Annotated in this window: 10 protein-coding genes, 1 tRNA gene and 1 pseudogene; 2 read left to right on the top strand and 10 right to left on the bottom strand. The window is 72.2% G+C overall.

Translation table 11 applies throughout. The features are described from left to right. Window positions 1–10: 10 nt before the first annotated feature. Together R2737_11545 and R2737_11540 are read right to left on the bottom strand one after the other, a co-directional pair. A complete protein-coding gene (locus tag R2737_11545) occupies window positions 11–760 on the bottom strand; it encodes a helix-turn-helix domain-containing protein (GenBank protein ID MEZ5116890.1) in 750 nt (249 codons plus the stop codon). A gap of 57 nt (window positions 761–817) precedes the next feature. Beyond that, window positions 818–901, bottom strand: a tRNA-Leu gene (locus R2737_11540). Window positions 902–938: 37 nt separating this feature from the next. Between R2737_11540 and R2737_11535 the strand changes: the two genes are divergently transcribed. Next, window positions 939–1,556, top strand: a complete 618-nt coding sequence (locus R2737_11535) for a response regulator (protein MEZ5116889.1) — start codon at window positions 939–941, stop codon at window positions 1,554–1,556. 174 nt (window positions 1,557–1,730) lie between these two features. Further along, window positions 1,731–3,029, top strand: coding sequence for an ABC transporter substrate-binding protein (locus R2737_11530; protein MEZ5116888.1), 1,299 nt, complete (start codon window positions 1,731–1,733; stop codon window positions 3,027–3,029). Window positions 3,030–3,136: 107 nt separating this feature from the next. Here R2737_11530 and R2737_11525 read toward each other — a convergent pair whose 3' ends face one another. From R2737_11525 to R2737_11490, 8 genes and pseudogenes are all read right to left on the bottom strand, one after another. Next, a complete protein-coding gene (locus R2737_11525; protein MEZ5116887.1) occupies window positions 3,137–3,850 on the bottom strand; it encodes a maleylpyruvate isomerase family mycothiol-dependent enzyme in 714 nt (237 codons plus the stop codon). Between the two features lie 89 nt (window positions 3,851–3,939). Continuing rightward, window positions 3,940–5,046, bottom strand: coding sequence for a cobalamin-independent methionine synthase II family protein (locus R2737_11520; GenBank protein MEZ5116886.1), 1,107 nt, complete (start codon window positions 5,044–5,046; stop codon window positions 3,940–3,942). A gap of 156 nt (window positions 5,047–5,202) precedes the next feature. Beyond that, window positions 5,203–7,263: an acetate--CoA ligase family protein gene (locus tag R2737_11515; GenBank protein MEZ5116885.1), complete on the bottom strand. Its 2,061-nt coding sequence runs from the start codon at window positions 7,261–7,263 to the stop codon at window positions 5,203–5,205. A 9-nt stretch (window positions 7,264–7,272) separates the two neighbouring features. Beyond that, window positions 7,273–8,115 (bottom strand): CoA-transferase, encoded by an 843-nt coding sequence (locus R2737_11510; protein MEZ5116884.1) that lies wholly within the window; start codon window positions 8,113–8,115, stop codon window positions 7,273–7,275. Then, on the bottom strand, window positions 8,112–9,023 hold the full coding sequence (locus R2737_11505; protein MEZ5116883.1) for a CoA-transferase: 912 nt from the start codon (window positions 9,021–9,023) through the stop codon (window positions 8,112–8,114). Before R2737_11505 ends, R2737_11510 begins: the two co-directional genes overlap by 4 nt. 10 nt (window positions 9,024–9,033) lie before the next feature. Continuing rightward, the gene (locus R2737_11500) at window positions 9,034–9,807 is read right to left on the bottom strand and encodes an SDR family oxidoreductase (GenBank protein ID MEZ5116882.1); all 774 of its coding nucleotides are present in this window, start codon (window positions 9,805–9,807) and stop codon (window positions 9,034–9,036) included. Window positions 9,808–9,821: 14 nt separating this feature from the next. Next, window positions 9,822–10,526: pseudogene (locus R2737_11495) on the bottom strand (SDR family oxidoreductase). Between the two features lie 14 nt (window positions 10,527–10,540). Beyond that, window positions 10,541–11,881 carry an FAD-dependent oxidoreductase gene (locus tag R2737_11490; protein MEZ5116881.1) on the bottom strand — a complete coding sequence of 447 codons (1,341 nt, stop codon included), beginning with the start codon at window positions 11,879–11,881 and terminating at the stop codon, window positions 10,541–10,543. Window positions 11,882–12,037 lie beyond the last annotated feature (156 nt).

Here is a 12,037-nt window from a genome sequence, read left to right as displayed (position 1 = left end):
GGTCAGCCCGCTACCGCTTCGGCCCGACGTACTGGTCCAGCAGCGCCACCCCCTCCCGTCGCGCCACCGACAGGCAGTTCGGCCGGTTCAGCCGCCACGGCACCCCGAGCCTGTCCAGCGCGTCGCCGGCCAGCCCGAGGATGTCCGCGCTCTCGTTGGACAGGAGGTACCGCGGGTACTCGTACCGCCGCTCGCCCTTGCGGACCCGGTTGACCACCCGGCAGCCGTCGCTGTGGAACAGCCCGCGCAGGAACGCCCCCGGCTCCCGCGCCACGATCTCGTCCTGCCAGGGCTCCAGCACGATCGGCCGGGTGTGCTTCCTCCCCGGCCCGTGCTGCGGGAACAGGCAGAGCAGATGCGTGGAGTAGCAGTTGACGCCGAGACACCCCCGCAGGGTCCGGACGCCCGGCGCGGACCCGACGACCCGTCGTTGCAGCTCGGCGATCTCGCGAATGGACTCCTGGTATCGCGCGTCCTGGTAGATCGTCAGCCGCATGACCCGGGCGCGACCCTTCTGCCGCGCGATGTGCCCGTCGCCCAGGTAGAAGCCGAGGAGAGCTGCATAGTCCCCATCCGCGACCGGGAAGCCGGTGCAGCGCAGACAGACGGGTCCCACGAAGCCCGTGCGAACGCGGCTGAGGCCGTTCTGCCATCGGTAGACCGAGGTGCGGGAGACACCGAGTCGCTGGGCGGCCTCCTCGTAGGTGAGACCGGCAGCGACCAGGGTCCGTGCCTCGGCGCGCGTGGCGGGTCCATACATGCCACCAGCGTGGCGTGGCGGTCTGACAGTCCCAGGGCGACCGTCCACAGCGTCGGGTACCCCTGGTGGGATTCGAACCCACAATCCCTTTCGGGCCATCGGGTTTGAGCCGATGCTGTATCCCAGTTCCAGCACAGGGGCGAGCGGTGCGCCGAGGAGCGCGCCTAGGCTAGCGCCCGTGGCCGCCGTACCCCGTCGCGTGGTGATCGCCGAGGATGAGGCGCTGATCCGGATGGACCTCGCCGAGATGCTCGCGGAGGAGGGGTACGACGTCGTCGGCCAGGCCGGCGACGGCGAGGCCGCCGTACGCCTGGCCCAGGAGCTGCGCCCGGACCTGGTGGTCCTGGACATCAAGATGCCCAAACTGGACGGCCTGTCTGCTGCCGAGCGGATCGCTGCCGAGCGGATCGCCCCGGTCGTCATCCTGACCGCGTTCAGCCAGCGGGAGCTGGTCGAGCGGGCGCGCGATGCGGGCGCGATGGCCTACCTCGTGAAGCCGTTCACGAAGTCCGACCTGGTGCCCGCGGTCGAGCTGGCGATGTCGCGGTACGGCGAGATCCAGGCCCTCGAGGGCGAAGTGGCGACCCTCACGGACCGGTTGGCTGCGCGGAAGGCCGTGGAGCGGGCCAAGGGCGTCCTGATGGACACCTACGGGCTGACCGAGCCTGATGCCTTCCGGTGGCTGCAGAAGGCCGCCATGGACCGTCGGATGGGCATGGCGGAGGTCGCCGAGGTCGTCCTGCGGGAGACCGCGTCTACCGGAGGGGCTGCGGAGGGGTCGGGGGCCGCGCCGTAACACGTCCGGAACAAGGTCACGAATAGACAACGAGGCGGCGACGGCCCTACCCCGGGGGTCGCGCCGTGACCCACGGCACGTTAGGTTCACCCGGCACCCAGAGTCCGCGGCAGCGTCCGCGGCCGTCTCCGTATAGGGAGTTACTTCATGATTCGACGCAGCACGCTGGCGCGTGTGGTTGTCGTCGCGGCCGCCTCGAGCCTCGTGCTCGCGGCGTGTGGCGGCAGCTCCGACAGCGGGAGCAGCTCGAGCGCGTCGGCCTCCGAGTCCGCGTCCGCCTCCGAGAGCGCCTCGGACGGTGGCGGCGGCACCACGGGCGCCTGCGACGTTCTGAAGGTCGGTGGCCTGCTGCCGCAGACCGGTTCGCTCGCCTTCCTCGGCCCGCCGGAGTTCGCCGGCGTCGAGCTGGCGGTCAAGGAGATCAACGAGGCCGGTGGCGTGCTCGGCTCCGAGATGGAGTGGTTCCCCGGTGACTCCGGCGACACCTCCACCAACATCGCCTCCACCACGGTGGACCAGCAGCTGGCCCGCGGCGTGAGCGCCATCATCGGTGCCGCCTCGTCGTCGGTGTCGCTGACGGTCATCGACAAGATCACGTCCGCCGGTGTCGTGCAGTTCTCGCCCGCGAACACGTCGATCGAGCTGTCGACCTACCCCGACAAGGGCCTGTACTTCCGTACCGCTCCGCCGGACACGTTCCAGGGCGCGGTGCTGGGGAACCTGGCGTCGTCGGACGGCAAGCAGAACGCCGCGATCCTGGCGCTGCAGGACGCGTACGGCGAGGGTCTGGCCGACTCGTTCGAGCAGAACTTCACCGACGCCGGCGGCAACGTGGTGTCGAAGATCATCTACGACCCCAAGGCGGCGACCTTCGAGGCCGAGGTCGGCAAGACCAAGGCCGCGAACCCCGACGCGATCGTGCTGATCGGCTTCGACGAGTCGAAGAAGATCCTGCAGGAGCTGATCAAGCAGGGCATCGGCCCGGACAAGGTCCAGCTGTACCTGGTCGACGGCAACCTGTCGCAGACGCTGGCCGACGGCCTGCCGAAGGGCATCATGGAGGGCGTCAAGGGCACCCTGCCGGGCGCCGAGTCCTCCGAGGAGTTCAAGACCGCCCTGAAGACGGTGAACCCGTCGCTGGAGGAGTACGCCTACGCCCCCGAGTCGTACGACGCGATGATGCTGATCGCGCTCGCGGCCGAGGCTGCCGGTGACTGCTCGGGTCAGGCGATGGCCGACACGATGCGCGCCGTGTCCGAGGGTGGCGAGAAGTGCTCGACGTTCGCCGACTGCAAGGAGCTCATCGCGGCCGGCACGGACATCGACTACGAGGGCAAGTCCGGCCCCGGCGACCTGAACGACGTCGGCGACCCGGCCAAGGCCACCATGGGTATCTACGAGTACGGCGCGGACAACAAGTACACGCCGCTCGACTTCATCACCGGCGACGTCCCGGCCCCGGCCGGGAGCTGACGCTCCGCTGAAGTCCTAGGCACCCGCGAGGGGGCCCGGTCCCGTCAGGGACCGGGCCCCCTCGTTCGTGTGTCCGGTTCTGCGACGCGGACCCGGGCGACCGCTGCCTACGGGGTGATCGTCCGCAGCGCCGCCGCCAGGGTGGCGGCGTCCCCGTCGACCTCGAGCCCGGTGGTCCCGGTCCGGCCCCACAGAGCGAGCAGCACCGCGTGCGCGGGACCCCGCAGCGTCGTCGCGACGGCGCCGGAATGGTCGGCAGGTCGGCTGGTCAGCCGTACGGACGTCCCGGTGTCGGTGAGGACGCAGTCGACCGGCGCGGCGAGCGGTTCGCGCCGCCCGAGCTCCACCTGGCGCGGCAGGAAGACCTCGGCCACCTCGAGCACCCCGTCCGCGGCGAAGTCCGGCTCGACCTCGGGCGCCCCGCCCGCGGCCGCCAGGAGGTCCCACAGGTGCATGCTCGTCTCGTGGGCCTGTCGTCTCCACCAGAAGCGCGCGCGGTGCGGGTCGCGTCCGAACGTCCACACCGACGACTGCGGGTCGGTGGACCGCAGGGTCGAGAGCAGCTGCGTGGCCCCGTCCGCCAGCCATCCGGGGAGGTCGTCCGCGTCGTCGGGTCCGGGGTCCCGGGTGCTCGGGGCCGATCCGGTGCGCAGGATCTGGATCGCCCATCGGTGGACACCGCCGAGGTGTCTGGTCAGGTCGCTGACGGTCCATCCCGGGCAGGTGGGCACCGGGAGGTCGTGGTCGGCCTCCTGCGCCGCCGCGGCGACCCGGACCGCATCGGCCGCGATGCGGGACTCGTACCGATCGAGGGGTAGCACAGGAGGTCCTCCGGGCCTCTGGTCGGTGCGACGCGCGCGTGGGCCGGCCCGCCGTCGGCGGTGCCGGCCCACGCAGACGTCGAGGGAGGTCAGCTCCCGGCGAGCTCCGCACGGACGATCGCCGCGCCGTCGGCCAGGGCGCGCAGCTTGCCCTGGCCCACCATCCGGGGCAGGTTGATCAGACCGCAGTCGGTGCTCAGTCCGAGCTTCTCGGCGGGGACGAACTCGAGGACCGACCGGATGCGGTCGGCCACCTCGTCGGCGGTCTCGGTGACGGTGCTCTTCACGTCGATCACGCCGGCGACGAAGTCCTTGTCCCAGTCGTTGTCGACCAGCGGCTTGAGGTCGTCGGGACCGGTGCGGCCCACCTCGTAGTTGAGGGCGGTCATGTGCGCGTCCTTGACCTGGGGGAACAATGCGGCCGCGCGCTCCGGCGACGGTGCGTCGGACGGCCTCTTGTCCAGGACCCAGGCGCCGAACTCCTTCTCGCCCTCGTCCGGGAAGTAGCCCGGGGTGCCGGAGTAGTTGCCCCAGCAGGTGTGGACCCAGATGTCGCAGGAGACGCCCTCGACGGCGGCGTTGAAGACCTCGACCTCCCAGTCGCTCATGCCGTACGGCCAGACGAACTCGTCGATCTGGATGATGTCGCACCCGTTGTCGGCGAGCTCCTTGAAGTCCTCGTTGAAGGCCTTGGCGATCGCCATCCCGAGGTCGCGGATCTCCGGGTAGTACTGGTTGGTGCTGGCCGCGGCAAGGACCTGGATGCCGACGTAGGAGACCTTCACCGGCTTCTTCGTGGCCTTGCGGGTGGCGCGGAGGTTGGCCAGGTGGAACGGGTTCTCGCGGCGGACCTCGCCGGTCACGGTCGGGCTGTACAGCGTGGAGTAGATCGGCAGCCCGATGGGAGGGCCGGACATCTTGTAGCCGGTCATCCGCTCCACGTAGTGGTAGACGATCGTGCCGTAGGGGGAGTCGCCGCCGTAGACCTTGCCGTCGGAGATGATGTCGAGGCCGGCCGCCTCCTGATCGTGGACGATGGCGCCCACCGCGTCCTCGAACGCCTCGCGGCTGATCGAGTCGTAGATGAACTCGCCGTTGGGGTACTGGGCGAAGGCGTGCCCGTCGTACCAGCGGGGGTTGGGGTAGTTGCCGACCATCGTGGTGGGCAGCAGCATGTCCTGCGATCCGACCTTCATGCCTGTTCCTCCTCGGGCCATGGGACTGTCGTGCCGGGCACGGTACGTTCCGGCACGCCGCCGGCACCTCGGCCGCGGCAGACGAAACCTCAGCCGGCGGTTCGGCCTGTCGGGGCGAAGATCCGGCCCCGACGTTGACGCCGGGAGTGGCGCGGCCTATCCGGCGAGGACGACTCTCGCATCGACGGCGACGACGCCGTGGTCGTCGACCACGAGCGGGTTGATGTCCACCTCGCGCAGTTGGGGGTAGGTCGCGACCAGGTTCCCGACCGCGCGCACCACCGCGGCCACAGCACTCCGGTCGGCCGCACCCGAGCCGCGGAGCGGGCCGAGGAGGCGGGACGCCCGCGGCCGGTCCAGCAGGCGGTCGGCGGCCGCCGCCCCGAGCGCCGCCGCGGCGAATGCGACGTCGTCGAGGACCTCCACCAGTACCCCGCCGAGCCCGAAGGTGACGAGGGGACCGAACGTCGGGTCGTGCAGCCCACCCGCCATGAGCTCCCGTCCGCGTCGCAGCGGCTGGACGACGACCCGGGCACCGGGTGCGAGCGCGAGCAGCTCGGCCGCCGCAGCGGCGACGTCGTCGGCCCCGACGAGGCCGATCCGGACGCCGCCCACGTCGCTCTTGTGCGACAGGTCGCGGTGGTCGACCTTCAGCACCGCAGGACCGTCGAGGCGCGCTGCGGCCGCGACCGCCTGGAGGACGTCGGAGCAGAACTCGCTGTCCACCAGCGGGATTCCGTGGTCCCGGAGGAACTGCCAGGTGACGGCGAGGTCCTCACCGACACCGGGAGGCAGCGCGCGGGGCTCGGGCAGCCCCTCACCGGGCCCGGTCGGATGCCGGGCGCCCGCGTACCGCACCGCGTGGCCGACCGCGCGCGCGGTCCGCTCCGGCCACTCCAGGCACGGGATCCCCGCCTCCACGAGCGGACGGGTTCCCTCCCATGCGGACCGGCGGGCCACCCAGCACACGTAGACCGGCACCTCGATGGCGTCCGCCCGCAGGCGTGACACCGCTGCCACGATCCCGCGCGCGACCTCCGGGTCCTCCGCGGACCGGTGCAGCAGGACCGGGACCACCAGGTCGACCTCGCCGGACCGCGCCAGGAGCTCGAGGACGGCGGGGTAGAGCTCGGCGAAGCGAGTCCACACCGGGGTGATGTCGACGGGGTTGGCGCTGCTCGCGTAGCCGGGCAGCAGCTGGCCGAGTCGCTGCCGGAGGTCGTCGGACAGGGTGGGGAGGGTCACCCCCTCGTCCGCGAGCAGATCCGCCAGCTCCGTCCCGGTGCCCCCGGAGTTCGTGATGATCGCGGCTCGGGCACCCCGGGGCAGCGGCCTGGTCACGAGGACGCGGGCCGCATCGAGCATCTCCTGCCCCGTTCGGGTGACGATCACCCCGGCGGAGCCCAGGACCCCGTCCCACGGCCGGCGGTTGGCGGCCAGCGCGGCCGTGTGCGACGCCGCCGCCCGCGCGCCCGCCTCCGAGCGGCCCACGGCAGTGACGATGACGGGCTTCTCGGTCGTGACGCGCCGCGCGGTCTCCACGAAGGCACGGCCGTCTCGCAGCGACTCGACGAACGCGCACACCACCCGCGTGCCGGGGTCACGGCCCAGGTAGTCCAGGACCTCGTAGTCGTCGACGTCCGCCCGGTTCCCGGAGGAGTACGCGGTCGCGAAGCCCACCCCCTCGTCCGCCGACAGGGCGTGCAGCGCCATGGCGTACGAGCCGGACTGGGTGAGGACGCTGATGCCGCCGCCCCCCTGCGCCGTGCCGCTCGCCAGGGACGCGTTCATCGGCAGGTCGAGGTTCTGCACCCCCAGGCAGTTCGGCCCGACCACCAGCATCCCCGCCTCGCGCGCGATGCGGACCATCTCCTGCTGGCGCGCGGCGCCGTCCGGACCGGTCTCGGAGAAGCCGGCGCTGACCACGATGCAGCCGCGGACGCCGGCCGCGGCGGCGTCCCGTACCACGTCGAGCACGCGGTCGGCCGGGACGCAGACCACAGCCAGGTCGACACGACCCGGCACGGCCGACAGGGAGGGGTAGGCCGCGACCCCGTCGACGGTGGGCGCCGAGGGATGTACCGGGACCACCTCGCCGGGGAAGCTCCGCAGGTTGCCCCACACCACGTTGCCCGGCGAACCGGTGCGCTCGGAGGCCCCGACGACGGCGATGCGTCGAGGCCGGAAGATGGCGTCCAGCGCCCGCGCGGTGGCCATGGCGTGCCGCTAGCAGGAGCAGTTGGGGCCGTGCGCGTGGGTGAACGTACGGGAGAGTTCGCGCGGGTCGAACTCCGAGCGGCGCACGCCCAAGGGGTCCACGGCACGCAGCGCCGCCAGCTCACCGACGCTCGGCGGCGGGACCCGGCGCAGGTCCGGCGACACCAGCAGGTCGAACCGGGTGGCCGAACGCACGTCCTCGACGGTGACGTCGGGGAAGATCTGCCGCAACCGGGCGTGCCCCTCCGGCGTGAAGTCGAAGACGCCGAGCTCGGTGACCAGCCACTGGGGACCGCCGCCGGTGAAGCCGAGGTCGGCCCTGCTCCCCTCGGGTGTCACGTGCCCGACGTCGGTGATGAAGTCGCACGCCTCGACCAGGGTGCGGCCGGACCGGTGCCGGGTGGACCAGACCGTGAGCTGTCCGATGGTGGCGGAGATGTTGCAGCCGCCGCCGCCCCCGCCGAGCTTGACCTTGGGCCGGTCCAGCGGGCCGATCGCCGTCACGTTGGTATTGCCGTACCGGTCGATCTGGCCGCCCGACAGGAACATCCGGTCGACCCCACCGCGACAGGCCAGGTCGAAGAACTCCTCGAAGCGCATGCTGTAGGCGGCTCCGCGCTTGAGCGCCAGGTCGTTGCTGGTCGGGGGGATGAAGGCTGGGTCGGGGTTGAGCGCGTACATCGCGCCCTCGACCAGCAGCATGTCGCGGGCGTGGGTGCGCTTGGCGACGTGCATCGCCACCTGCGCGCAGGGGCTGGAGAACCCGTGGAACACGACCTCGCGGTCCCGGATGGTGCGGGCGAGGGCGACGACGAACCACTCGTCCAGCGTGTAGGTCATCTCGATCGTCATGCGAACAGCGCCTTCCACGCGTCGGTCGACTCTGAGTACGAGCCGAGGCGGTCGAGACGCTCCGAGCCGACCCGGTCGCGGTAGGCGTCCTCGCCGCCGTCGAGCAGCACCCAGTCGCCCAGGTAGCCGCGGACCCCCTCCTCGCGGGTGGCGGCGGCCAGGTACGCGGACAGGTGCTCGCGGTCGTACGCGTAGCCGGGGTAGCTCGAGGTGGGGTGCGCGCCGAACGGGACCTCCGTGATCGCGCTGACCAGGTGCCCGGGGATGGTGACCCCGGCCTTGGCGAGGCGGTCGGTCGACACGATGCGGTCCACCGTGGCCACCACCTGTCGGGCCGCGCCGGCGAACCTCTCGTCGAGCACGTACGGCTGCTCCAGGTGCAGGTTGCCGCGCATGTCACCCAGGGGCGCGTGCAGGAGGGCGACGTCGGGCTTGATGGGGGGAACGACGACGAGCACCTCGCCGGTGAAGGGGCAGGTCATCTCGGCGTACTCCGGGTGGAGTGCCCGCATCCCGGTCCCCTTGACCCCCCGGACGGGCAGGAACGGGACGCCCATCTCGGCGGCGCGCAGCTGCGTGAGCATCGTGACGCAGCAGCTCTCCTTGATCCGGATGCTGCCGCTCTCCGCCGCGCGCCGGTACGACGGTGCCATGCCCAGGTCCTGCTCGAAGCCGACGTAGCTCTCCTCGCAGATGTCCACCGCCCCGGCGGCGATGAGCATGTCGACGTCGATGCCGTGCGCGGAGCCGACCACGTGCAGCCGGCGACGGCCCTGACGGATCAGCTCGCGCACCAGGGCCATCGGCAGGCGGGCGGAGAGCCCTCCGCCGAGCGCCACGATGTCGCCGTCCGACACCCGGGTGGCGGCTGCGGCCAGGTCCACCCGCTTGTCCGGGTCGAGGAACACGTCGAACTCCCTACTGCGAGGTCATCCCGCCGTCAGCGGTGAGGATCGAGCCGGTGACGAACGCGGCCTCGTCCGAGGCGAGGAAGAGGGCGGCGGCCGCGATGTCGTCCGGGGTCCCCAGCCGGCCGACGGGGTACTTCGCGACGGTCATGGCCAGCCCCTTCGCCAGGTCACCTCCGCCCCGAGCCGTCAGCATCGGCTCCATCAGCGGCGTGTAGACCGTCCCGGGGGCGATGGCGTTGACGCGGATCCCGCGGGGCGCCAGGTCCACCGACATGGAGCGGGTGAGCGCGGCGACGGCGCCCTTCGCCGCGCAGTAGGCGGCGAAGTTGGGGATCCCGACCAGGGCTGCCACCGACGCCTGGTTGATGATGCTGCCGCCCCCGGCGGACAGCATCGACGGGACGACTGCCCGGGAGCACAGGAAGGTGCCCTTGACGTTGATGTCGAAGCAGCGGTCCCAGTCCTCCTCCTCCGCGACGTCGACCGAGCCGGTGCTGCCGATGCCCGCGTTGTTGTAGAGGATCGCGATGTCCCCGAACGCCTTCTGCACGGCGTCGGTCGCGGCTCGGACCTGGTCGTCGGACGTGACGTCCGCGGCCACGGCCAGTGCGCGGCCACCGGCTGCGGTGATGGCGGACGCCGCCTCCGTGGCTGCATCGCCGCGCACGTCGATCACGCCGACCGCGGCACCCTCACGTGCGAACATCTCCGCGGTGGCGCGGCCGATCCCGGACCCGGCACCGGTCACGATGGCGACCTTGCCGTCCAGCCTCCCCGACATTCCCTCTCCCTCCGTCACCAGGCGGTCCATCCGCCGTCGACCACCAGCGCTGCTCCGTTGACGTACGACAGTCGGCCGGAGGCGAGGACCGACACCAGGTCGGCGACCTCGTCCGGCTGCGCGACCCGACCCATCGGGATCTTCGACTCGATCTCGGCGCGCAGGTCCGGCTGGTCCAGCCGCCACCGGGTCATGGGCGTGTCCACCATGCCCGGGCAGATGGCGTTCGAGCGGATGCCCCGGTGCCCGTAGTCGACGGCGAGCGACCGGGCCAGCTGCAGTGCCGCTCCCTTCGACGTGCTGTAGGCGCACCGTCCGGGGAAGGCGACCAGGCCCGCCGCCGACGCGACGGTGAGGATCTGACCGCCCCCGGCCGCGAGCATCGCGGGAAGCACCGCGCGGGCGCACAGGAACGGGCCGCGTACGTTGACGGCCAGCACGCGGTCGAACTCCTCGACGGGGGTCGTGTGGGCGACCGTCGCGTCGGCAGATCCGGTGATGCCGGCGTTGTTGACCAGGACGTCGACCCGCGGCCAGCGGGCGAGGACGGCGCCGAACACCTCGTCGACCTAGGCCGCGTCCGAGACGTCCAGGCCGTAGGCGTGCGGGGAGACCCGTGCGGCCGAGTCCGCGTCGAGGTCGAGCGCCACCACCGTCATGCCGTCGCCCGCGAGCCTCTCGGCCACCGCGCTGCCGATGCCGCCGCCGGCACCGGTCACCACGGCGACGCCGCTCACAGCGCCACCACCGCGGGCCGCGACCGGAGTGCCGCCTGCGCGGCCTGGGTCAGCGGGTCGTACACGGGGGAGAAGGGCGGCGCGTAGGCGAGGTCGAGGGCGGCCAGATCGGCCACGTGGAACCCCGCCTGCAGCGCGGCCACGACGACGTCGATGCGCTGGGCGGCACCGTCGCGCCCGGCCAGCTGGGCACCGAGGAGGCGACCCTCCGGGGTGTGGACGAGGCGCACGAGCAGCGGTTCCGCGCCGGGGTAGTACTTCGCACGCGACCTGGCGGTGACGTCGGTCGCCACCGCCTCGATGCCGACCGCAGCGGCCTGCTCCGTGCCGATCCCGGTGTGGGCCACGGTGAGGTCGAAGACCTTGACCACCGCGGTCCCCATCACGCCCTCGAAGCGGGCGTCGCGACCGGCGGCCACGGTCCCCGCGACCCGGCCCGCCTTGTTCGCCGCCGGCCCCAGGGGGACGTACGCCGGTGCGTCCAGGACCCGGTGGTGCACGGCGACGCAGTCTCCGGCCGCCAGGACCCCCGGGAGCGACGTGCGCATCCGGTCATCGACCAGCAGTGCGCCCCCCGGGCCGGTCTCGGCTCCCGCCTCACGCAGCAGGTCCACCTGCGGGACCACGCCCAGTGCGAGCACGACGAGGTCGGCGATGAGCGGCGCGCCCTGGTCGGTGTGGACGCGCAGTCCGGTCCCGGCCGGCTCGATCGCGGTCAGGGTCCGGCCGAGCAGGACGGTGGCGTGCCGCTCCACCTCGGCCTGGGCGAGCTGTGCGACCTCACGGTCCACGGTGACCATGACGCGGTCCAGACGGTCCACGACGGTGACGTCGATGCCGCGGTGGTGCAGCGACTCCGCCATCTCCAGTCCCACGTAGCCGGCGCCGACCACGACCGCGCGCCGGACGTCCGGGAGGATCCGGCGCAGCGCGATCGCGTCGTCCAGGCGTCGGATCGAGACCACCCGGGGGTGGTCCACCCCGGGCAGTGCGGGCACCAGGGGCCGCGCTCCGCTGGCGAGGACCAGACGGTCGAAGGCGAGCGACTCGGCGGGCAGCTCGACGAGCCCGCGGTCGATGTCGAGGCCCACCACCGGGGTCTCCAGGCGCAGGTCGATGCGGCGCCGGCCGCGGTACTCCGCCACGGGGTGGGCGACGAGTGACTCGGCCTCCGGGACGACGCCGGACAGGTAGTACGGCAGCCCGCACACCCCGAACGAGGGGAAGGGGCTGGTCTCGAGCACCGTGATGGCCAGGTCGGGGTCCGCGCGCCGCGCTGCCGACGCCGCCGACATGCCGGCGGCGCCCCCGCCCACGACCACAAGTCGGTCCGCCACCGTCGCCCTCTCCTCACCCGTGCCGCGCAAGGCGCCACCCTGGCAGCGTCGGTGGATGGCACCCATGGCCCAGGGGGCCGAAGTCGGCCGGATTATTGGCCTTCCTGGGACGGGTCGCTCGCTGCCGGTGTTCTCTACGGTCCAGGGAACCGACGA

Source organism: Candidatus Nanopelagicales bacterium, assembly GCA_041393815.1.
GTDB lineage: Bacteria > Actinomycetota > Actinomycetes > S36-B12 > JAWKJK01 > JAWKJK01.
Note: the sequence above shows the minus strand (reverse complement) of the source record. Positions and strands in the feature narration are given on the sequence as shown.

What these genes read in the sequence shown, in the direction of transcription:
- R2737_11515 (MEZ5116885.1), bottom strand. Translation starts at nt 7,263, where the DNA reads ATGGCCACCGCGCGGGCGCTGGACGCCATCTTCCGGCCTCGACGCATC.
- R2737_11500 (MEZ5116882.1), bottom strand. Translation starts at nt 9,807, where the DNA reads ATGTCGGGGAGGCTGGACGGCAAGGTCGCCATCGTGACCGGTGCCGGG.
- R2737_11545 (MEZ5116890.1), bottom strand. Translation starts at nt 760, where the DNA reads ATGTATGGACCCGCCACGCGCGCCGAGGCACGGACCCTGGTCGCTGCC.
- R2737_11510 (MEZ5116884.1), bottom strand. Translation starts at nt 8,115, where the DNA reads ATGACGATCGAGATGACCTACACGCTGGACGAGTGGTTCGTCGTCGCC.
- R2737_11520 (MEZ5116886.1), bottom strand. Translation starts at nt 5,046, where the DNA reads ATGAAGGTCGGATCGCAGGACATGCTGCTGCCCACCACGATGGTCGGC.